General features: G+C 67.7%; 22 protein-coding genes and 1 tRNA gene. 13 read left to right on the top strand and 10 right to left on the bottom strand.

What is annotated here, in order from left to right; all coding sequences use genetic code 11:
* Nucleotides 1-15: 15 nt before the first annotated feature.
* On the top strand, nucleotides 16-159 hold the full coding sequence (locus P0Y33_RS02415) for a rubrerythrin-like domain-containing protein (RefSeq protein WP_279528975.1): 144 nt from the start codon (nucleotides 16-18) through the stop codon (nucleotides 157-159).
* A gap of 415 nt (nucleotides 160-574) precedes the next feature.
* Here P0Y33_RS02415 and P0Y33_RS02420 read toward each other — a convergent pair whose 3' ends face one another.
* Nucleotides 575-1,762, bottom strand: coding sequence for a helix-turn-helix transcriptional regulator (locus P0Y33_RS02420; RefSeq protein ID WP_279528976.1), 1,188 nt, complete (start codon nucleotides 1,760-1,762; stop codon nucleotides 575-577).
* A 405-nt stretch (nucleotides 1,763-2,167) separates the two neighbouring features.
* Between P0Y33_RS02420 and P0Y33_RS02425 the strand changes: the two genes are divergently transcribed.
* The gene (locus tag P0Y33_RS02425; protein WP_279528977.1) at nucleotides 2,168-2,812 is read left to right on the top strand and encodes a helix-turn-helix domain-containing protein; all 645 of its coding nucleotides are present in this window, start codon (nucleotides 2,168-2,170) and stop codon (nucleotides 2,810-2,812) included.
* Here P0Y33_RS02425 and P0Y33_RS02430 read toward each other — a convergent pair whose 3' ends face one another.
* The 5 genes from P0Y33_RS02430 to P0Y33_RS02450 all read right to left on the bottom strand — a co-directional run bounded on the left by P0Y33_RS02430 (nucleotide 2,813) and on the right by P0Y33_RS02450 (nucleotide 6,505).
* Nucleotides 2,813-3,871, bottom strand: coding sequence for a hypothetical protein (locus tag P0Y33_RS02430; protein ID WP_279528978.1), 1,059 nt, complete (start codon nucleotides 3,869-3,871; stop codon nucleotides 2,813-2,815). It abuts the gene before it with no gap.
* Between the two features lie 82 nt (nucleotides 3,872-3,953).
* Complete coding sequence (locus P0Y33_RS02435; protein ID WP_279528979.1) at nucleotides 3,954-4,541, bottom strand: signal peptidase I; 588 nt, start codon at nucleotides 4,539-4,541, stop codon at nucleotides 3,954-3,956.
* Complete coding sequence (locus tag P0Y33_RS02440) at nucleotides 4,505-5,140, bottom strand: hypothetical protein (RefSeq protein WP_279528980.1); 636 nt, start codon at nucleotides 5,138-5,140, stop codon at nucleotides 4,505-4,507. The genes P0Y33_RS02435 and P0Y33_RS02440 overlap by 37 nt, the downstream gene beginning before the upstream one ends.
* A gap of 96 nt (nucleotides 5,141-5,236) precedes the next feature.
* The gene (locus tag P0Y33_RS02445) at nucleotides 5,237-6,193 is read right to left on the bottom strand and encodes a zinc-dependent metalloprotease (protein WP_279528981.1); all 957 of its coding nucleotides are present in this window, start codon (nucleotides 6,191-6,193) and stop codon (nucleotides 5,237-5,239) included.
* 39 nt (nucleotides 6,194-6,232) lie between these two features.
* A complete protein-coding gene (locus tag P0Y33_RS02450; protein ID WP_279528982.1) occupies nucleotides 6,233-6,505 on the bottom strand; it encodes a hypothetical protein in 273 nt (90 codons plus the stop codon).
* A gap of 99 nt (nucleotides 6,506-6,604) precedes the next feature.
* Here P0Y33_RS02450 and P0Y33_RS02455 point away from each other — a divergent pair, with 99 nt between their 5' ends.
* From P0Y33_RS02455 to P0Y33_RS02475, 5 genes are all read left to right on the top strand, one after another.
* Nucleotides 6,605-7,675: a M20/M25/M40 family metallo-hydrolase gene (locus P0Y33_RS02455; RefSeq protein ID WP_279528983.1), complete on the top strand. Its 1,071-nt coding sequence runs from the start codon at nucleotides 6,605-6,607 to the stop codon at nucleotides 7,673-7,675.
* 50 nt (nucleotides 7,676-7,725) lie between these two features.
* Complete coding sequence (locus P0Y33_RS02460; RefSeq protein ID WP_279528984.1) at nucleotides 7,726-7,911, top strand: LSM domain-containing protein; 186 nt, start codon at nucleotides 7,726-7,728, stop codon at nucleotides 7,909-7,911.
* Complete coding sequence (locus P0Y33_RS02465) at nucleotides 7,908-8,084, top strand: 50S ribosomal protein L37e (protein WP_279528985.1); 177 nt, start codon at nucleotides 7,908-7,910, stop codon at nucleotides 8,082-8,084. Before P0Y33_RS02460 ends, P0Y33_RS02465 begins: the two co-directional genes overlap by 4 nt.
* Nucleotides 8,085-8,348: 264 nt before the next feature.
* A complete protein-coding gene (gene purF, locus P0Y33_RS02470; protein ID WP_279528986.1) occupies nucleotides 8,349-9,818 on the top strand; it encodes an amidophosphoribosyltransferase in 1,470 nt (489 codons plus the stop codon).
* A 328-nt stretch (nucleotides 9,819-10,146) separates the two neighbouring features.
* Nucleotides 10,147-13,413, top strand: coding sequence for a GAF domain-containing protein (locus P0Y33_RS02475; protein ID WP_279528987.1), 3,267 nt, complete (start codon nucleotides 10,147-10,149; stop codon nucleotides 13,411-13,413).
* Between the two features lie 15 nt (nucleotides 13,414-13,428).
* On the opposite strand, the gene P0Y33_RS02480 is transcribed toward P0Y33_RS02475, so the two are convergent.
* Complete coding sequence (locus P0Y33_RS02480) at nucleotides 13,429-13,986, bottom strand: DUF420 domain-containing protein (protein ID WP_279528988.1); 558 nt, start codon at nucleotides 13,984-13,986, stop codon at nucleotides 13,429-13,431.
* A 164-nt stretch (nucleotides 13,987-14,150) separates the two neighbouring features.
* Here P0Y33_RS02480 and P0Y33_RS02485 point away from each other — a divergent pair.
* The 5 genes from P0Y33_RS02485 (at nucleotide 14,151) to P0Y33_RS02505 (ending at nucleotide 18,011) form a co-directional block, all read left to right on the top strand.
* A tRNA-Leu gene (locus tag P0Y33_RS02485) sits at nucleotides 14,151-14,235 on the top strand.
* Between the two features lie 209 nt (nucleotides 14,236-14,444).
* On the top strand, nucleotides 14,445-14,792 hold the full coding sequence (locus P0Y33_RS02490; protein ID WP_279528989.1) for a hypothetical protein: 348 nt from the start codon (nucleotides 14,445-14,447) through the stop codon (nucleotides 14,790-14,792).
* Between the two features lie 76 nt (nucleotides 14,793-14,868).
* Nucleotides 14,869-15,366: a helix-turn-helix domain-containing protein gene (locus P0Y33_RS02495; RefSeq protein WP_279528990.1), complete on the top strand. Its 498-nt coding sequence runs from the start codon at nucleotides 14,869-14,871 to the stop codon at nucleotides 15,364-15,366.
* A gap of 128 nt (nucleotides 15,367-15,494) precedes the next feature.
* A complete protein-coding gene (locus P0Y33_RS02500; protein WP_279528991.1) occupies nucleotides 15,495-16,718 on the top strand; it encodes an alanyl-tRNA editing protein in 1,224 nt (407 codons plus the stop codon).
* A 165-nt stretch (nucleotides 16,719-16,883) separates the two neighbouring features.
* Nucleotides 16,884-18,011 (top strand): acyl-CoA dehydrogenase family protein, encoded by a 1,128-nt coding sequence (locus P0Y33_RS02505; RefSeq protein WP_279528992.1) that lies wholly within the window; start codon nucleotides 16,884-16,886, stop codon nucleotides 18,009-18,011.
* On the opposite strand, the gene cysE is transcribed toward P0Y33_RS02505, so the two are convergent.
* Nucleotides 18,000-18,548, bottom strand: a complete 549-nt coding sequence (cysE, locus tag P0Y33_RS02510; RefSeq protein ID WP_279528993.1) for a serine O-acetyltransferase — start codon at nucleotides 18,546-18,548, stop codon at nucleotides 18,000-18,002. The genes P0Y33_RS02505 and cysE overlap by 12 nt on opposite strands.
* Nucleotides 18,529-18,684: a hypothetical protein gene (locus P0Y33_RS02515; RefSeq protein WP_279528994.1), complete on the bottom strand. Its 156-nt coding sequence runs from the start codon at nucleotides 18,682-18,684 to the stop codon at nucleotides 18,529-18,531. Before P0Y33_RS02515 ends, cysE begins: the two co-directional genes overlap by 20 nt.
* 82 nt (nucleotides 18,685-18,766) lie before the next feature.
* Here P0Y33_RS02515 and P0Y33_RS02520 point away from each other — a divergent pair, with 82 nt between their 5' ends.
* A complete protein-coding gene (locus tag P0Y33_RS02520; RefSeq protein ID WP_279528995.1) occupies nucleotides 18,767-19,288 on the top strand; it encodes an HAD family hydrolase in 522 nt (173 codons plus the stop codon).
* On the opposite strand, the gene P0Y33_RS19085 is transcribed toward P0Y33_RS02520, so the two are convergent.
* Nucleotides 19,285-19,584: a DUF5822 domain-containing protein gene (locus tag P0Y33_RS19085; RefSeq protein WP_321170506.1), complete on the bottom strand. Its 300-nt coding sequence runs from the start codon at nucleotides 19,582-19,584 to the stop codon at nucleotides 19,285-19,287. The two genes, P0Y33_RS02520 and P0Y33_RS19085, sit on opposite strands and share 4 nt — an antisense overlap.
* Nucleotides 19,585-19,656: the final 72 nt, after the last annotated feature.

Here is a 19,656-nt window from a genome sequence, read left to right on the forward strand (position 1 = left end):
GCTCGTGAACCCACCATGCGAGATGTCCACGTCGATTCCGAGGCGGAGCGCCCGTACGAGTGCTTCGAGTGTGGCGAAATCGTCTTCGCGGAGGACAACCCCAGTGAGTGTCCCGACTGCGAGGGCGAGGTGAGAAACCGCCGAACACCGATCGAGTGACGTGGTCGTCGCCCGCGGCTCGCGGCGGCATGGGCGACCCACCCACACGATCCACACGACCGACACGAGACCCGATCCACGAGCGAGGCCGTCGGACTTCGACGCCGACGGCCCGACTCCGGCGACCGTCGGATGCGAGACGGTGCGCCACCGGGGTGGCTCCCGACGAGACACCCGGACGCCGTCAGTCACGTCGGCTCCGGTCGACACACGACTACTTCCGAGTTCACCGGGCGTGCCAGGCCCGTATCGGCGGTGCCACAGGGACTGCGCGTAGTGGCGCTACGCACCTCCTCTATCGACGCCAGAGGCTCTCGAACGAACAGCCCTGTACCGAAACGCCAGTTCCGATGCGGGTCCACGTACTCCGGCGGAACTCTCCCGCTCGACCGACGTCTCTCGTGACTGGGGTGGCTCAGTCGTCGTCAGCGTCTGATCGGCCGACTGCGTCGGGTTCGTGGCCGGGGAGGGTGACGACGTTCTCGCGGCCGACGCGGAGCCGTGTAATCTGATCCTCCTCTTCCATCCCGGAGAGGAGCATGCTCACCTTCGACTTCGACCAGTCGGTCTCTTCGACGATGTTGACCTGTCGCATCCGTCCGCCGTGCTCTTCGAGGAGTCGGTGGACCCGTTCCTCGTCGGTGAGCATCTCCTCGTCGGTGACGGCCGGCGTCGCCGCGGTCTCCGTTTCGGTCGCGGCCGGCGCGGACTGTTCGTCGGCCGTCGATCCGGCCTCGGTCTCGGTCTCGGTCTCGTGCTCCGCGGCCGCCACGCCGGGGCCGCTCGATTCGGTGTCGCGGCGCCAGAACCAGACGCCGGCCGCGACGACGCCGGTGAGGACCGCGCCGAGGCCCATCCAGATCCACGCACCGAGTCCGGAGTCGGTAGTCCCGTCCGCGTCACTCGCACCCTCAGTCTGACCGGCGTCGCCCGCCCCGGCGCTCTCGTCGACGAGGACGAGTCGTGGGTGTTCGTCGGTGAACTCCCGCTGGCCGGTCCAGGTGACCGAGTCGCTCTCGGCAAGCGTCGGCCCGGACATCGCGGCGGGGTCGGGCGACACCGACGCGAACTGGAGGCCGGCACCGGTCTCGAAGACGAGTCGCTGGTCGGGACCGAGGTAGAGTCCGCCCTCGAAGAGATCGCCGACGACGACCTTCCCGTCGGTCGTCCGGGCGAAGTTCGTCCACGTGAAGGACATCTCGATGACGCCAAGGTTGTCGTCAAGTCCGGTCACGGCGGCCCGTCGGGAGAAGTCGCGGGCGACCATCGACCGGCCCGTGACGTTCTCGCCGTCGGCGACGAGCGAGGTCGCCTTCCGCCGGAAGTCCGTGTAGAGGTCGGTCCGGTTTTGCTCGAACGTCCGGGCGAACTCCCGGAACTGCTGGCGTTCGGTCTCGTTGTCGAGGGTCGTCTGGTAATGGAACGTCCACCTGGCGGACCCGTTGGCGGCGACGGTGATCTCGAAGTGCGCGTTGGAGAACGTGGGCTGTTCGGCGGTCGCCGTCGCCCCCGCGGCGGGTACGCTCCCGGCGACCGGAAGGAGCGCCACGACTACGAGGACGGCGAGGGCGGCGGCCAGTCGGTCGCGTGACAGCGTGGACATCGTTAGGGAGGGGATCAGTGAGGAGTCGTAGGTCGGAACCGACGACGCCACGCCGACCCACGAATCGGGTACACACTTCGGGTTGCGTGGGCGTGAATAAAAAGACTACGCGTTAACACGGGGGGTCGTTCGTTCGGCGGTTCCTCGCGGGCAACCGGTCTTTCTTGGACAACGACCGCTGTCGTGGCCCGGTCGAGCGACGACGTGGTCGTCGCACGCTCGACCTTGAAGGGACCGCGCGTCGCTCGTTTAAGTGATTCTCGCGACAAGGTGTAGATATGGACCGTTTCTGCGGGCGCTGACTCATCGAGGAGCGGTCGCTGGGTCGCTCGCCGACCACCCGCGCTGCCCCAACTTCTGGGACACGACGCTACCCTCTTGAGGCGATATTCCGTACGGTCACCTATGCCGCGTGCCGAACTCACCGTCTCGGTTCCGTCGGGGGTCTGGATCGGGGACCTCTCGCGTCGCTTCCCCGCGACGACGTTCCGCGTCGTCACGGCGTTCACCGGCGACGAGACCGGCGTCGGACTCGTCGAGATCGAGACGGACGAGGCCGAGACGGTCCTCGACGCGATGGAGGCCCACGACACGATCGTCGCACTGGACGTCCTCTACGCCGACGACGAGGAGGTCCTGGTGCAGTTCGAGACCGGGGACCCGATCCTCCTCCTCCCGCTCCGGGAGTCGGGCGTGCCCCTGGAGTTCCCCTTCGAGATTCGCGACGGCGCCGCGACGTGGTCGCTCCGCGCACCGAGCGAGCGACTCGGCGAACTCCGCGACCAGTTCTCAGCGTTCGGTATCTCTTTCACTCTCGAACGGATGCGAGAAGAGCGCCCGGAGACGGAGTCGTTGCTCACCGAGAGACAGCGAGAGGTCGTCGCCACGGCCGTCGCGGAGGGGTTCTACGCGACGCCGCGGGAGTGTACGCTGACCGAACTCGCGGAGACGCTCGGCATCGCGAAGTCGACGTGTAGCGAGACGCTCCACCGGGCGGAGGCGACCATCGTCAGCGAGTTCGCCGAACGGACGTCGCTGCTCGCCGACTGATCAGACGAGCTGGAGGAGCATCCAGAAGACGAAGGCGACACTGGCGGCGACGCCCGCGTAGGGTGCGTACTCGTAGTACTCGGACTTCGGGTGCGACGGCGCGTGCGTCTCGCCGTCGACCTCGTACACCTCGTAGTAGTCGCCGTCGTAGGTATACTCGACGCGGGTGGTCGGGACGGCGAAGGTCTCGACCGTCTTGCGGACGACGCCCTCGCCACCCTCGATGGGCGGGTCGAACGTCGAGGTACGCTCGTCGGCGAGGCGGCCCTGGGCGCGCTCGACCTTCGCCTCGGGCATCCCCCGCTCGCTGACGCCGCGGGTCTGCTCGTCGACGGCGAAGTCGACGGTTCCGGCCTTGGCCTCGTAGACGTAGCCCTCGGCCTCGCAGGTCTCACAGTCGATCTCGTTCTCGCCGGCGCAGGTGAGACACTGCTGTTTGCCCTCGCCACGGCAGTCCGGACACTGGAAGCGGCCGGTCCCGTCGCAACTCGGGCAGGTGAAGTCGCCGTCGCCGCCACAGTTGTCGCACTCGACGGACCCGCTGTTCGGTTCGACGCGGCCGTCGCCGTCACAGCCCTCGCAGTCGACGCGGCCGTCCTCGCACTCGCAGTCGCGGACACCGCGCCCGTTACACTCCGAACAGTCGACCTCGCCCTCGTGGCAGTCGGGACAGTCGACGGTTCGGTCGCCGACGCACTCCGGACAGGTCCGCTCGTCGGCGTCGCGCTCGACGAAGGCGACGGACGTCGAGCGGAAGTCCGACGGCGTCGCGTCGTAGCGGCCGTCGAGCGGTTCGCGCTCGGCGACGGCGTCGCGGTACTCGCTCTCGGCGAACTGGCGAGTCTCGACCCGGTCGTCGGCGCGGAGACTCGTCTCCACGATGCGGTCGCACTCCTCGGTGACGACGCTGTCGACGCGCGCACTGTTCGCGAGGTCGTCGGGGACCTTCCAGTCGTCGGCGAGGTCCGAGAGGAGTCGCGCCGCGTCGCCGTCGGCGACCCCGGACCCGCTGGTACTCGCGCGTCTCACGTCTTCGGGCCGCCGGGACTGACTGGACATACGTATTGTTTCGATACGCACTATAGACTAAAAATAACTGCGGCCGAACACACAATATATTGGTAGTGTGGTCGGCCGCCGTTCAGTCGAAGAGCGCGTCGAACAGGCGACTCGTCCCCGTGCGGACGTGTTGGTGGAACGTCGCCGGGGCGATTTCCAGTTTCGCGGCGATCTCCTCGCCGGTGTGCGCGCGGGGCCGGTCGAAGAAACCGCCGTTATGGGCACACTGGAGGACCTCGCGCTGCCGGTCGGTGAGGGCGTCGGTCGGCGCCCCCTCACGTCGGGCGACACCGCCGGCCGGCACCGACGTCTGTCGGACGAGTGGCGTGCCGCCGACGGTCAGCACACGACCGACCACGTCCTCGGACGTGACCGGCGGATGGCCGCTGGCCTGGTCGGCGGACGGATTCGCGTCACCCTTCGTCAGGAACCCGCCGTCCGTCCGGCCGACGACGCGGTGCGTGACGAGCGTGTCGCGGGTCTCCAACTGGAAGGTCACGACGTCCCCGACCTCGACCGCGTCCGCGGGGACGAGGAGGTAACCGTCGTCGACGCCGAGCGTCGGTTCCATACTGTCGGAGTAGACGTAGCCGACTTGCACCGGTGCGTTCGCTGGGAGTAGGAGCAGTGCGACTACGACGAAGAGACCGAATCCGACGGTACGGAGCATAAACGAGTGGTGAGTGGCCGGTTAGACCGAGATTTCAGCGTGCCGGAGAGGTCGTCTGTACCTGCGACGAGTCCGTTGGTGTTGAGGATAACGACGTAGAGCGACTTCCCGGGGGCAACAGTGAATCCGCTCGACGTCGCAGTCTCGTCGTCAACGGTTCCCTCGTGGACAGGGTTAGCGGTCGGCGTGTCCGAATAGACCTCGAACTTGACGGACGCGATATTGTCGTTGTCGCTGTCCGGTGCGTAATCGAGCACGAACGAGTGATCGACTGTGTCTTGGTTCGTTAGCTTGAACGCGTACGGGCTCGTCCCGTTCGCGAAGTCTGCCGTCGTACTGTTTTCCCCGAGCTCGAAAGTAGCGTTGACGTTCGCGCCGCTCACATTGTTCTGCGCGAAGTCGATCGTGAGCGCACCATCACTGTTGGGACTGATGATGCCGGAATTGATCCCTGCGGTGAGTCCGACGATACCGGCCTGGTCAGTGACGACGTCGACGTTGGCGTCACGGTCGAGGGTAGCGGTGGTGAACGCACTCGCGCCGACGACGGCCGAGACGGCGACGAGGACGAGAGCGATGGCGGTGAGTTTGAGTCGCATTTCGACCGGAGAGAGACCGAGTACACGGGTAGGTCGTCCGCCGAACTCTTTCGGTCGGCGTCGCCGACACCCGAACTGCTTCGGTTCGGCCGCGACTCAGGCCGACTCCGGGACCCGTGCGAGCCACGCCGAGGGATTCTCTAATTCCGCTTCGGTGGGGAGGAAGGCGGGGTCGTCCCAGACGCGGCCCGCCGCCTCGACGCCGCGGGCGTCGACGACCGCCTCGAAGAACGCGCGGCCGCGTTCGTACTGCTCGCGTTTGAGTTGGAAGCCGAGGAGGCGACGGAAGAGTTTGGTGATGGGGTCGCCGCCGCCGCGGCGCTCGTCGAGTTTCCGGCGGAGGTCGTCGTAGTCGTCGTCGAACGCCTCGTCCATGAGGAGTTCGGCGTACCCCTCGACGGCGGTCATCGCGCGGTTGAGTTCGCGGAAGGGTTCGGAGTCGAAGCGGTGTTCGGCGAACGCCTCCATCCCGGCCTGTACGCGCTCGGCGAGGTAGTCGTCTAGCCACGGGGCGGCGCCGAACTCGGCGGCGTGGGTGACCTCGTGGAAGGCGATCCAGCGGCGAAAGCGCGGGAAGTCGACGTCGAGTTCGTCGGCCGCGCGCAGGAGGTTCGGGTGCACGAAGTAGAGGCGGTGGACGTCGCTCTCGCCGAGGAGGAGCGGGTCGTACTGGCCCATGACGTGCCGGGAGACGAAGGCGAGTGCCGCGGCCGTGGTCGCGGTGTTGAGCGTCCGCGCGGCGTCCTCAAAGGCGACTCGCTGGTCTTCGAGGGGTGCGACGACGCGGCGGAAGGTCTCGACGTTGGCGTCGATCCAGTGGTGGCGGTTCTGGATTTCGACGGTCTCCGGGACGTCGAACGAGAGCGCGGAGACGTCGCGGATGCGCTCGCGGGCGGCGCGGACGTCGGCGGCGTACGCCTGCTCGTCGTCGGGGGAGAGTTCGATGCGTCCGGGGTCGGTCGCGGCCTTTGCGGCGCGGGCGACGGCGTCCCAGTCGACGGTTTCGTCACCCGACGCGGACGCGACCGCCTGGACGCTCTCGTACAGCGACATTGTCGGAGATAAGGGACGGCGCGAGAAAAGGACTTCTGCCTACGCGACGTCGACGTCCTCGGACTCCTCCTCGCCCTCGAACTCCGAGAGGGTGGTCTCCTCGGTCGTCCCCCCGCCGAGTTTCCGTTTCACGAGGAAGCCGACGGCCGTCGCGACGCCGGCGAGGACGAGCGACGCGACGAGGAGACACCCGATGCAGGGGCCACCCTCCTCTTCGCTCTCGGCACCCTCGGACGATTCACCGCTCGATTCGCCGAGTCGCTTGACTGCAGTGAACTCCGATTCGTGGAAGTGGAGGTCGACGATTCCCATGCCTGATAGTGGAGGCGGGGGCGGTTTAGCCGTTGGGGGAGGCGGGAGTCGGGCCGGCGCGGTCGTGAGGTTCTTGCCCGCGGCCCCGCCACGTCCGGTATGGACGATTCTCAGCGAGCGTTCCTCGACGACCTGCTGGCGACGGCGAGCCCTTCGGGGTTCGAGACGACGGCCCAGCGCGTCTGGATCGACTACGTCTCCGAGTTCGCCGACGAGGTACAGACCGACGAGTACGGGAACGCGGTCGCGGTCTACGAGGGCGGCGAGGGTGAAGGTCCCGAACTCCTCTTCGGCGGCCACGCCGACGAAATCGGGTTCATGGTCGCGAGTGTCGACGACGACGGATTCGTCCGGCTGACGCCCATCGGCGGCGCGGACCGCACGGTCTCGAAGGGCCAGCACGTCGTCGTCCACACGGACGACGGCCCGGTCAACGGCGTCGTCGGGCAGACGGCCATCCACCTCCGTGGCGCGAAAGACGAGGACGAGCCCGAGAACATCACCGAACAGCACGTCGACATCGGCGCGGCCGACGAGGAAGAGGCCGAAGAACTCGTCGAGGTCGGTGACCCCATCACCGTCGCGACCGACGTCCACGACCTGCAGGGGACGCGCGTGGCCGCCCGCGGCATCGACAACCGCGTGGGTATCTGGGTCGCCGCCGAGGCGCTCCGCCGCGCGGTCGAACGCGACGCCGAGTCGACCGTCTACGCCGTCAGTACCGTCCAGGAAGAGGTCGGACTGAAGGGCGCGCGGATGGTCGGCTACGACGTCCACCCGGACGCCGCCGTCGCCGTGGACGTGACCCACGCCTCCGACCACCCCGCCTACCCCAGTGACCTCCACGCCGAGATCGAACTCGGCGAGGGGCCGGTCGTCGCGCGCGGGAGCACCAACCACCCCGAACTCGTCGCGGCGACCCGCGACGCCGCCGACGCCGAGGAACTCGACGTCCAGCTCCAAGCGACCGGCGTCTACACCGGGACCGACGCCGACGCTTTCTACGTCCAGCGCGACGGGATCCCGTCGCTCAACCTCGCGCTCCCCAACCGCTACATGCACACGCCCGCGGAAGTCGTCGATACCGACGACCTCGACGCCGCAGCCGACCTTCTCGCCGCGCTGGCCGTCCGCGAGGCCGGCCGCGAGGGATTCGCCGTCGACCTCTGAAGGGACGACAAGCCGGTACGCTTAAGCGGCTCACCCGTGCCACACCCTATATGAGCGGTCGACCACTCGACGTCCTGGAGGCAGCCCTCGAAGAGACGGTCACCGTCCACCTCAAGGACGGAGAGATGTACACCGGCGTCCTCACGGGCTACGACCAGCACATGAACCTCGTCGTCGAAGACGACGAAGACACAACCGTTATACGCGGTGATAACGTCGTAACTATCAAACCATGACCGGATCCGGCACTCCGAGCCAGGGGAAGAAGAACAAGACGACTCACGTCAAGTGCCGCCGCTGCGGCGAGAAGTCCTACCACGTCAAGAAGAAGAAGTGTTCGAGTTGCGGCTTCGGGAAGTCCGCCAAGCGTCGCGACTACGCGTGGCAGGACAAGGCCGGCGACAACTGACGACTGACTTCTCTCCCTTCTTCCGCTACCCGACCGCGTAGCGACTGCGCCGTCGGGCGTGCAACCGTACCTACTACCGCGTCCCTCCTGCACTGTCTACCGCCTCCACTACGCCGGGAGCCGCGGCGCCGTCCACAACCGACCGTCGAGTGCGCCGACCACGGCGAGGCAAGAGGACACGTTCGTGCATATTCCAGGAAATCGGCTCGGTAAATCGCACACAATCACGTAGGTTTTTACCGGTGGGATTCCCTATCGACGCTCATGGAAGACGGGCGTGCCGACAGGCCGAGTGGCAAACCCCGAGAGAAGTGCGGCGTCGTCGGCGTCTCCCTCGCGGAGCGCGACGCCGCGCTCCCGACGTACTACGCGCTCTACGCGCTCCAGCACCGCGGGCAGGAGTCCGCGGGCATCGTCACCCACGACGGGTTCCAGCAACACCAGCACGTCGAGATGGGACTCGTGGGCGACGCCTTCGACCAGGACGACGTCGACGCGCTCCGCGGGTCTACCGCCATCGGGCACGTCCGCTACCCGACGGCCGGGAGCGTCGACAAGGACTGTGCACAGCCCTTCTCGGTCTCGTTCAAGGGCGGTGCGCTCGGACTGAGCCACAACGGGAACCTCGTGAACGCAGACGAGGTCCGTGACGACCTCGCAGGCGCAGGCCACGCGTTCACCTCCGACGGCGACACCGAGGTCATCGCTCACGACCTCGCGCGCAACCTCCTCGAGTCGGACCTCGTCCGCTCGGTCAAGCACACGATGTCGCGCATCCACGGCTCCTACGCGCTCACCATCATGCACGACGACACGGTCCTCGGGGTCCGTGACCCGCAGGGCAACCGGCCCCTGATCATCGGCGAACTCGACGACGGCTACGTCCTCGCCTCCGAGTCGTCCGCCATCGACACGCTCGACGGCGAGATCGTCCGCGACGTCCGGCCCGGCGAACTCGTCGTCCTCCACGAGGACGGCAGCGGGTTCGATTCCTACCAGCTCGTCGAGGCCGAGAACACCGCCCACTGCTTCTTCGAGTACGTCTACTTCGCGCGGCCGGACTCCGTCATCGACGAGGAACTCGTCTACGAGGTGCGCCGCGACCTCGGACGCGAACTCTGGGCCGAGTCCGGCACCGAGACGGACGTCGTGATGCCCGTCCCCGACTCCGGTCGGGCGTTCGCCTCGGGCTACGCCGAGGCCGCCAGCGAGGACGGCGCGGCCACGGAGTTCGCCGAGGGACTGATGAAGAACCGCTACGTCGGTCGGACGTTCATCATGCCGACCCAGGAGGCCCGCGAGCGTGCGGTCCGCCTGAAGCTCAATCCCATCAAGAGCACCGTCGAGGGGAAGACCGTCACGCTCATCGACGACAGCATCGTCCGCGGGACGACCTCCCGCCAACTCGTCCAGTTGCTGAAGGACGTCGGCGCCGAGGAGGTCCACGTCCGTATCGGCGCGCCCGCCATCGTCGCCCCCTGCTACATGGGTATCGATATGGCCACCCGCGAGGAACTCATCGCGGGCGACCAGTCGGTCGACGGCATCGCCGAGGAGATCGGTGCCGACAGCCTCTCGTATCTCTCTACCGACGCCGTCAGCGAGGCCATCGGCAAGTCGAAGGACGACCTCTGTCTCGGCTGTGTGACCGGCGAGTATCCCTACGACATCGACGGCGAGGCGACCGACCGCGACGTCGAGCGGCCGACCATCGAGCCACCCGCCGACGACTGACTGCTCCGACGTCCTATATACATAGTACTGCGTGGCGACGGTGCCAGTAGGGATAGTGGTGAAGGCTATGGTCGCCCTTCCAGTACAGTGACGTGCAGGAAGGTCTCTGGGGGGAGACGTTCCAGCACTCTCGGAATCGATCCGCCGTTCGGGGAGAGGCGACGCCTCGGTCGAGTCGACCGTTGGAGATCGTACTCCGTCAGGGGTTCGATCGCCACTACCACCCTTCTGCCGCCACGACGACCGAGACACGCTCGGAGAGACAGTATCGGCGGGGCCTTCCGTTGACGGTACGACTTATACGGCTCGCGGTCGATAGCCCGGGTATATGGGGACTGAGGGGCCGTCGCAACACACACTCGAAGAGACGCTCGATGTCTTCACGCAGCGCGACGTCTCGGGGACCCCGCTCACGACGAGCGAAGTCGCCGACGCGTTGGGCTGTGCACGGCGTACCGCCTACAACAAACTCGAAGCGCTGACCGAACGGGGTGACCTCGAGACGAAGAAGGTGGGCGCACGCGGACGCGTGTGGTGGCGTCCGGCGGCGACGTCGTCTCGGGCGTCGGACACCACACTCGAACGGGCGCAGTTTCAGGAACTCGTCGAGGCGGTCACGGATTACGCGATCTTCGTCCTCGACGCCGACGGTATCGTCCAGACGTGGAACGAAGGAGCGAAACAGACGAAGGGCTACGACGAAGACGAGATCGTCGGGGAGCACTTCTCGGTGTTCTACACCGAGGAGGACTGCGACGCGGGTCGGCCCGAGCGGAACCTCGAGGCGGCGAAGCGACGCGGCCGCGTCGAGGACGAGGGGTGGCGCGTCCGCAAGGACGGCACGAGGTTCTGGGCGAACGTCACCATCACGCCCCTCTACGACGACGACGGCGAGCACCGGGGATTCGTGAAGATCACCCGCGACACGACCGAACGCCACGAGTACGAACAGCGGATCCGCGAGCAGAAAGAACGCTTCGAGGCCCTCGTCAGCGAGGTCAAAGACTACGCGATCTTCATGCTCGACCCCGACGGCGTCGTCCAGACGTGGAACGAGGGGGCGAGACGGCTGAAGGGCTACGATAAAGCGGAGATTACCGGCCAACACTTCTCGCAGTTCTACACCGAGGAAGACCGCGAGGCGGGCCGACCCGAGGAGAACCTCGCGAAGGCCGCCGAGCAGGGCCGCGCCGAGGACGAGGGGTGGCGCGTCCGCAAGGACGGCACGAGGTTCTGGGCGAACGTCACCATCACGCCCCTCTACGACGACGGTGACCTCCGTGGGTTCGCGAAGGTCACCCGCGACATGACCGAACGCCACGAGTACGAACAGCGACTCCGCGCCCAGCGCGACGAACTCGACGAACTCGACCAGATCAACACCGTCATCCGCGAGATCGACCAGGCGCTCGTGACCGCCACGTCGCGCGAGGAGGTCGAACAGGCCGTCTGCGACCGACTGGCCGCGTCGGACACCTACTCGGCCGCCTGGATCGGCGAGTACACCGACGACTACGAGACCATCACCCCGCGAACGTGGGCCGAGGTCAGCGAGTCCTACCTGAACGCGTTGCAGGCCACGGAGGGCGCTCTCGCCGAGGAGACCGAGAAGGGGGTCGGCGCGACCGCCCTCCGGACGCGAACGACGCAGACGGTCCAGTCCCTCCAGAGCGACCGTTCCGGGGAACCGTGGCGCGAACGCGCACTCGAAGAAGGGTACGCGTCGGCCATCACGGTCCCGCTCGTGTACGACGAGGTCGAGTACGGCGTGCTGACGGTGTACGCCGACCACGAGTCCGCCTTCGACCAGCGCAAGATCGAGGTGGTGGACGAACTGGGCGAGACCATCAGTCACGCCATCGCCGCGGTCAGGCGCAAGGAACGCGAGCGGACGCTCACCGCGCTCCAGGAGTCGACTCGGGAGTTGCTCCACACGGAGTCTCACGAGGAAATCGGCGACATCATCGTCGAGACGCTCACGGCCGACCTCGGTCTGGACGACGCGTTCGTCTACTCCTTCGACACCGCCGAGAACACGCTCGAACTGGTCGGTTCGTCACACCACCCCGGGTCGATGGCGGGCCACCTGGTGTCGCTCGGGTCCGACTCGGAGTCGCCCATCTGGACCGGGTTCGTCGAGGGCGAAGAGCAGGTCTCGCAGTCCCTCGACCCGAGCGGTCGGAACGGTGAGCACCGGACGATGGTCGTCCCCCTCGGCGACTACGGCGTCCTCACCGTCACGTCCCGTGACGGGGTCGACTTCGACGAGAAGACGTGGAACCTCGTCGAACTCGTCGCCGCGACCGCGGAGGCCGCGTTCGACCGCGTCGAGAACCAGACGAACCTCCGGGAACGAGACGAACTCCTCCAAGAGCAGAACCAGCGGCTCCAGCGGCTGAACCGTATCAACACCATCATCCGCGAGATCGACCAGGGGCTCGTCCAGGCGACGACGCGCGAGGAGATCCAGCGCGTCGTCTGCGACCAGTTGACCAAGAGTGACCGCTTCCGGTTCGCGTGGATCGGTGCGGCCGACGACGGCGACGGGCACCTCGACCCGGTCGCTCGGAGCGGGCCCGACCGCGGGTACCTCGACAGCATCGCGTCGTCGTTCGACGACGGCGTCGAGGAACCGGAGCCGTCGTACGCGGCGTTCCAGACCGGCGACGCCACCGTCGTCTCCAACGTCGCCGAGACCCTGCGGAGCGGGCAGTGGCGCAAGGAGGCGTTCTCGCGGGAGTTCCAGTCCGTCATCAGCGTCCCCCTCCAGTACGGCGACGTCACCTACGGCGTCCTCTCGGTGTACGCGGGCCAACCGGGCGTGTTCGACGAGATGGAGCAGTCGGTGTTCGCCGAACTCGGCGAGACCATCGCGAACGCGATCAACGCGGTCGAGACGAAGCGCGCGCTCCTGAGCGGCCGGCGCGTCGAACTCGAGTTCCGTCTCCGCGACGCCTCCACGAGCGTCCTCGGGCGACTCGCGGGCGCACTCGACGCCGAGGTCGAGTACCGCGGCGGGATTCCGCTGTCGGGAGAGCGCGTCCGGACGTTCTTCGACGTCCACGACGCGACGCCCGAGCAGATCCGTGACGCACTCGACGAGTCCGTCGCGGTCGAGTCGGGGCAGGTGATCGGGGGGACCGACGACGGGCACCTCGTCGAGGCGGTCGTCTCCGACTCGACGGCCGTCCGCGCGCTCACCGAGTACGGCGCGTCGATTCGGTCGCTCACGGTGACGGAGGACGGGATGGCGTTGACCGTCGACGTCCCGACGAGCGTCGACGTCCGCGACTTCGTCGAGTGGTTCCAGCACCGATACGAGAGCGCCGAGTTCGTCGCGAGACGCGAACGCGAGCGCGCGCCGGAGACGCGCGACGGCCTGTACGCCGAAGTCGAGGAGTACCTCACCGACCGGCAACTCGAAGTCCTCGAAACGGCGTACTACAGCGGGTTCTTCGTCTCCCCGCGACAGAGCACCGGCAGCGACGTCGCCGACCTGCTGGGAGTCTCACAGCCGACGGTCTCGGAACAGCTCCGGGCCGCGCAGTGCAAGGTCCTAGACCTTCTCCTCGACGAGGGGCCGGCCGGCGACTAACCGGCCACCGGCCACTCAGTAGACGACGTGGAGGAGCAGGTAGACGACGACGCCCAGGGCGAAGGAGACGATCCACAGCGACGCGGCGACGCGGCCCACGCGCGGGTGTGGCGTCCGCGGGAGTTCGTCCGTGGAGTGGGTGACCCCCAGCAACAGCGCGTAGACGACCAGCGGGATACAGCACATCGCCAGCAGCATGTGGACGACGAGTATCGGGAGGTAGACGAACTGGTAGACCGCCTCGGGGCCGGGGAACCCCGTCGTCCCCGCGACGACGATGTGGTAGAGGTAGAGCCCGAGGAAGGTGGCGAAGAGCACTGTACTCGTCACCATCGCGAGGCGATGCTTGCGGATTTCGTGGGTGCGCGCCCAGTGCCACCCGAGGGAGATCGTCACGATGGCGACGATGGACAGGCCGACGTTGATAGTTGGTGCGGCATGGACGAGTGCCGGCCACCGTGGGAGTACGCCCGCGGGGACGAACCCGCGGACCGTGGCGACGACGACACCGATGGCCACGAGTGAGACGACGGCGGCGACGGCGACGGTGTGACGGCGGACGACCTCGCGCATAGTCGAGCGGTGGCGCCCCCGGTCAAAAAGTACTGCCGTGTCGGCCGCCGGCGCCGGTGGTCGGACGAACCGCAGCGTGTGGGTCTCCCTCGCTCGGTCGCGACGAAACGAAGGGGTTTTAGTCACCCCGCGGCTACGAAGAAATGCGTCGAACGCACCAGCGTGCGTGGGTAGCCAAGCTAGGCCAACGGCGCAGCGTTGAGGGCGCTGTCCCGTAGGGGTCCGCCGGTTCAAATCCGGTCCCACGCATCGCACGGGGTTCATCCCCGAATGATGCAGGTGATTCCCTCCGAGGACATCACCCACGCAACATTCCTACTGAAACTACACCGAATAGTCGAGACTGTTCTCGTCGTCCGTCGACGACCGCCCTTACTTCCACGAACGACCGTGTCACCACTTGTGTTCGGACCTGGCCGAAGTTATTATACTGGATAGATTCTTAGAAAATATCGGGCATGTCATCGCGGCACCAGCAGGGTGGGACCTGCCGTGAACGACGGTTACAGGCACGACTCGACGAACTCGAACGGAGTACGCGGTGGGAAGTCGTCGCGACACGGCGGCGCGACGACTGCGCGACTCCCGAGTGCTACGACGGAGCGCGACCGGACTACGTCGCCCGCGGTCGGGACGGCGAGGAACTCCTCGGCGTCGTCTCGCGGGCCGGCGACCGGTCTGCCGCGACCGAGGAGCGACACGAGACCCTCCGGGAACACGTGAGCTGTGCGCCGCTCCGGGAGGTCGAGGTGGTCCTCTACGGCGCCGGCGAGCAGGAGACCGACGACTTCCTCGCCTGGCTGTGAGCGGCGCGGCTCCCGACGCGGAAGAGTCAACGCGACCGTACAGTTGAAATGCCCACCACCGCATAGAGGTGGGTATATGGCCAAATATTCGACCGGTGGGTCCTCCGGCGACGCCGACAGCGGGACCTGCGAACTCTGCGGCGCGTCGAGCGACTCGCTCGTCACGGCGACGGTCGCCGGCGCCGAGTTGAACGTCTGTTCCGACTGCGTGAACCTCGACGAGACGCCGAAGACCCAGCGCTCGCGGACCGACAGCGACGAACAGCAGCGAAAGCGCCAGGCGGCGCAGAACACGGCACAGACGATCGACGCCGGCAAACCCGACTCCTCGCACTGGGAGGAGGGCGCCGACTACGACAGCGACCAACTCCCTTACCTCGTCTCGGGGTACGGTGAGAAGGTCCGCGAGGCCCGCCAGGAAGCGGGCTACCAACTCGACGAACTCGCCGAGGAACTCGGTCTCGACGAGAACGACCTGCTCGCCGTCGAACAGGGACGGGCGACGCAGGCGGGCGTCGGTGGCTCCGTCGTCGAAGCGCTCGAAGAGCGACTCGACCTAACGCTCACCGAGTGACGAGATTCGGAGACGGCGAGCACCGCGAGCCGTCGAGAATCTCGGAGACGCGAACGGGGAGGAACGACCCGTGAGCGAGCGACAGCGAGAGACGTAGTTTTACAGTCGCGCAGGGCTTCCTCGCGTTCATGACCGCGTCGCGAGCACCAGCGAACCCGTACACGACTCGCTTCGAGGCCGTCGTCCGCGCCGTCGACGGCCCGGAGGTCGTCCTCGACGAGACGTACTTCTACCCGGAGGGCGGTGGACAGCCCGCCGACCGCGGCCGCCTGGCCGGCCACCCGGTCGAGCACGTCCACGAGACAGACGGTGAGGTGGTCCACGTTCTCGCCGACGACAGCCACGACGTCGAACCCGACGCCACCGTCGAGGGCCACGTCGACTTCGAGTTCCGTCGGTACTGTATGCGCGCACACACGGCGAGCCACGCGCTCTACGGTGCGGGTCGTCGGCTCCTCGCCGATCTCGGTTACGGCGGCTTCGACATCGGCGAGGAGAAGGTCCGGGTCGACTTCGAGACCACGACCGAGATCGACGACGACACCCTCGTCGAACTGGAGCGACTCACGAACCGTGCGGTGTGGGAGTCCCACGAGGTGACATGGGAGGAGATCCCCCAGGAGGAGGCCATGTCCCGCCACGACGTCGCGTTCAACGTCGCGACCGAGGAGGGAGTCATGGCCGAGTCAGAGACGGTTCGCGTCGTCGAGATCGACGGGTGGGACGCGGCGGCTTGTGGCGGCACCCACGTCGAGAACACCAAGGAGATCGGTCCGGTGGCCGTCCTCGACCGCTCGAACCCCGGCGAAGGACTGACCCGCGTCGAGTTCGCGGTCGGCGAACCGGCCATCGAACGCCGCGCGGACGAGCGGAAGGCGACACTCTCGGCGGCGGAGACGCTCGGCGTGCCGGTGTCTGACCTCGACGGCGGCGCCTCGGAAGTGCGCGCGAAGGTCGACGCGCTCGAAGGGGAGGTCGCGTCGCTCCGCGACCGCCTGTTCGACGCCGAAGTCGCGAACGCCGCCACCGTCGCGGGCGAGGGCGGCGAGTGGCTAGTTACCGACGTCGAGGGCTTCGACGCCTCGGACGTGGGTGACCGCGTTCGTGCGGTCGCGGGCGAGCGTGCCGACGTCGTCGCCCTCACTGGTGGCGAGGGTCGGGCGTTCCTCGTCGTCGCGACGGCCGAGGGCGTCGACGTCGGGGCGGGCGACGTCGTCGACGCGGTCACCGAGGAGTTCGGTGGCGGCGGTGGCGGTGGCTCCTCGTTCGCGCAGGGTGGCGGCCTCGACGCGACGCCGGCGGACGTCACCGACTTCGTCCGGTCGCGTTGGCTCGCGGAAGAGGCTGACTGACGGCCCTCAGCAACCGCGAGGGGTGTGCCGTCCTGGCCGAGTTGCACCCTCGCGGTCGACGGTTACAGCATCGGCGCTGTCTGGTCCCGTCTCCGTACTCAAGTGTTCGGTCGGCGGGTCGACCGGACCCGCATCTTTTTCGCGGTCGGCGCCCCCTCCACAGACATGGACCTCACTTCCGAACAGCGGGCGATGCGGGACGTCGTCCGGGAGTTCGCACGCGAGGAGATCGCTCCCGTCGCGGCCGAGGCCGACCGCGAACAGTCCTTCCCCGAGGACGTCTGGGACGGCCTCGCCGACCTCGACCTGACGGCCATGACGGTCCCCGAGGAGTACGGCGGTCTCGACCTCGACACCCGAACCTACGCGCTGGTGAACGAGGAGGTCGCCTACGGGTCGCTCGCGGTCGCGACGGCGCTCTCGGTCCACTGTCTCGCCACTTCGTGCATCGCGGAGTTCGGGAGCGACGAGCAGAAGGAACGTTGGCTCCCGGAGATGGTCGATGGCCGGCCGGTCGGCGCGTTCGCGCTCTCGGAACCCGGCGCGGGGTCGAACCCCGCGGAGATGGAGACGGAGGCCCGTCCAGAGGGCGACGAGTACGTGATAAACGGGAAGAAACAGTGGATCACCAACGGCGAGCGCTCGGGCGTCGTCGTCCTCTTCGCGAAGACCGACCGTGACGACCCCGAGAGCATCACGCAATTCGTCGTCCCGAAGGACGTCGACGGACTGTCGGTCGGGAAGAAGGAGGACAAACTCGGCCTGCGCGCGAGCGACACGACGACGCTGAACTTCGACGACGTCGGCATCCCCGCGTCGAACCGTCTCACTCCCGAGGGAGAGGGACTCTCCGCCGCGCTCTCCATTCTCACGACCGGTAGAGTCGCCATCGCCGCACAGGCCGTCGGGTTGGCGCAGGCCGCCCTCGACGACGCCGTCGACTACGCGGGAGAGCGCGAGCAGTTCGGAAAGCCCATCGGCCAACACCAGGCCATCCGGCAGAAACTCGCGGACGCGAAGACCGACGTCGAGGCAGGACGCGCGCTCACCCGTCGGGCCGCCCGGAAGGCCGACGCCGGCGAGGACTTCCGCACCGCCGCGAGCGTCGCGAAGTACTTCGCCACCGAGGCGGCCGTCGACGTAACCAATGAGGCCGTACAGGTCCACGGCGGCTACGGCTACACGACCGACTTCGACGTCGAGCGCTACTACCGCGACTCGAAGGTCACCACCATCTACGAGGGGACCTCCGAGATTCAGAAGGAGATCATCGCCCGCGACCTACTCGACTGAGGGACTGGGTTCCGCCTCGACCGACGACTCCTCGCCGACCTGTTTCGCGGGGATGCCCGCGACCGTCACGTCGGCCGGGACGTCCTTCGTGACGACCGCGCCCGCACCGACCCTCGCGTTCTCGCCGATTTCGATGTCGCCGAGGAGCGTCGCGTTCGCGCCGATGGTCACGCCGTCCCGGACGGTGGGGTGACGCTTCACGGGTTCGGGCGAGTCGCCGCCGAGCGTGACACCGTGGTAGAGGTGGACGTCGTCGCCGATTTCGGCGGTCTCGCCGACGACGACACCCGCGCCGTGGTCGATGGTGACCCGCCGACCCACGTCGGCGCCGGGATGTATCTCGACGCCCGTGAGCAGGCGAACGAACTGCGAGAGGAGGCGCGCGAGCAGCGGCGTGCGCGGCCAGAGGGCGTGTGCGAGCAGGTGGCCCCAGACCGCGTGGAGTCCGGGGTAGCAGAGGAGGACTTCGAGAGTGCTGCGAGCAGCGGGGTCGCGCTCCCGCATCGTCCGGACGTCCTCACGTACGCGGTCGAACATCTGTCCCCGTCGAGGTGGCTGCGTCGGTGGAGTGTGAAGTCGCCGTCCGGGCGTCGTCGATCGCCGGACAGCAACACCGCTCGGCGTCGGGCGTCGGTTCGGTGACGGTGCCGTCGGCGTGAGCGGTGTACGCCATACACCGACTGGAGGCCCGCGACGACAAAAATCCCGCTTTTCTCTCCGAAGTTGCTAACCCCACGGCGCCCCAACGGGGTGACGTGACGCACGAGTACGAAGGCGTCGTCTACGACCTGGACGGGACGCTCGTCCGCCTCTCGGTGGACTGGGAGACCGTCGACGCGGAACTCCGGTCGCTGCTCGACCGAGAGGGAGTCGACCACGCCGCGCTGGAGACGTGGGACCTCTACGACGCGGCCGTCGAGGCCGGCGTCGGCGGGGAAGCGGAGGAACTCGTCTCGACCCACGAACAGTACGGCGCCGAGCGGGCCGAACGCCTCCCGCACGCGGACGAACTCGCGGAGAACGGCCACCCGGCCGCGGTCTGCTCGCTCAACTGCGAGGCGGCCTGCCGGACCGCGCTCGACCGCGAGGGACTCCTCGGCCACGTCGCGGCGGTCGTCGGCCGCGACAGCGTCCCGGCGAAGAAGCCCGACCCAGAGCCACTGCTCGCGGCCGTCGAGGCACTCGACCTCCCGCCGGAGCGGGTGCTGTTCGTCGGCGATTCCGAGAGCGACGCGGTGACCGCAGAACGGGCGGGGACCGGCTTCAGGTACGTCTAGCGTCCGACACGACGGGCGTAGACGGCCACGGCGACGGCGGTGAGGAACCAGACGAGCGCGCCCACGCGGACGGCGAACGACACCCACGAGCGCCACCCAGCGAGGTCCACGAACAGCGAGGTGAGCGCGACCAGCGGCGCACCGACGGCGATGGTGAGGACGAACGTCGTCTGCATCACCCACTCGTAGTCGACGTCCTCGTCGGCGTCGTTGGCGTCGTTGGCGTCGTCGATGGACGTCGCCACGTCGGCCGACTCCGCCACGTCCGCCGTCTCCGCCGTGTCGCGCTCCGGCACACCTCGGCAGAGGTGACGGTCCCGCATAAACGCCGCGCTCGTCTCTTCCCCGACCCACTCGCCGCCGACCGC

It is taken from the genome of Halospeciosus flavus (genome assembly GCF_029814175.1).
Lineage (GTDB): Archaea > Halobacteriota > Halobacteria > Halobacteriales > Halobacteriaceae > Halospeciosus > Halospeciosus flavus.

Bases quoted from the DNA above. Each gene is read 5' to 3' on its own strand.
- P0Y33_RS02415 (WP_279528975.1), top strand. From the start codon at position 16: ATGCGAGATGTCCACGTCGATTCCGAGGCGGAGCGCCCGTACGAGTGC.
- P0Y33_RS02420 (WP_279528976.1), bottom strand. From the start codon at position 1,762: ATGTCCACGCTGTCACGCGACCGACTGGCCGCCGCCCTCGCCGTCCTC.
- P0Y33_RS02425 (WP_279528977.1), top strand. From the start codon at position 2,168: ATGCCGCGTGCCGAACTCACCGTCTCGGTTCCGTCGGGGGTCTGGATC.
- P0Y33_RS02430 (WP_279528978.1), bottom strand. From the start codon at position 3,871: ATGTCCAGTCAGTCCCGGCGGCCCGAAGACGTGAGACGCGCGAGTACC.
- P0Y33_RS02435 (WP_279528979.1), bottom strand. From the start codon at position 4,541: ATGCTCCGTACCGTCGGATTCGGTCTCTTCGTCGTAGTCGCACTGCTC.
- P0Y33_RS02440 (WP_279528980.1), bottom strand. From the start codon at position 5,140: ATGCGACTCAAACTCACCGCCATCGCTCTCGTCCTCGTCGCCGTCTCG.
- P0Y33_RS02445 (WP_279528981.1), bottom strand. From the start codon at position 6,193: ATGTCGCTGTACGAGAGCGTCCAGGCGGTCGCGTCCGCGTCGGGTGAC.
- P0Y33_RS02450 (WP_279528982.1), bottom strand. From the start codon at position 6,505: ATGGGAATCGTCGACCTCCACTTCCACGAATCGGAGTTCACTGCAGTC.
- P0Y33_RS02455 (WP_279528983.1), top strand. From the start codon at position 6,605: ATGGACGATTCTCAGCGAGCGTTCCTCGACGACCTGCTGGCGACGGCG.
- P0Y33_RS02460 (WP_279528984.1), top strand. From the start codon at position 7,726: ATGAGCGGTCGACCACTCGACGTCCTGGAGGCAGCCCTCGAAGAGACG.
- P0Y33_RS02465 (WP_279528985.1), top strand. From the start codon at position 7,908: ATGACCGGATCCGGCACTCCGAGCCAGGGGAAGAAGAACAAGACGACT.
- purF (WP_279528986.1), top strand. From the start codon at position 8,349: ATGGAAGACGGGCGTGCCGACAGGCCGAGTGGCAAACCCCGAGAGAAG.
- P0Y33_RS02475 (WP_279528987.1), top strand. From the start codon at position 10,147: ATGGGGACTGAGGGGCCGTCGCAACACACACTCGAAGAGACGCTCGAT.
- P0Y33_RS02480 (WP_279528988.1), bottom strand. From the start codon at position 13,986: ATGCGCGAGGTCGTCCGCCGTCACACCGTCGCCGTCGCCGCCGTCGTC.
- P0Y33_RS02490 (WP_279528989.1), top strand. From the start codon at position 14,445: ATGTCATCGCGGCACCAGCAGGGTGGGACCTGCCGTGAACGACGGTTA.
- P0Y33_RS02495 (WP_279528990.1), top strand. From the start codon at position 14,869: ATGGCCAAATATTCGACCGGTGGGTCCTCCGGCGACGCCGACAGCGGG.
- P0Y33_RS02500 (WP_279528991.1), top strand. From the start codon at position 15,495: ATGACCGCGTCGCGAGCACCAGCGAACCCGTACACGACTCGCTTCGAG.
- P0Y33_RS02505 (WP_279528992.1), top strand. From the start codon at position 16,884: ATGGACCTCACTTCCGAACAGCGGGCGATGCGGGACGTCGTCCGGGAG.
- cysE (WP_279528993.1), bottom strand. From the start codon at position 18,548: ATGTTCGACCGCGTACGTGAGGACGTCCGGACGATGCGGGAGCGCGAC.
- P0Y33_RS02515 (WP_279528994.1), bottom strand. From the start codon at position 18,684: ATGGCGTACACCGCTCACGCCGACGGCACCGTCACCGAACCGACGCCC.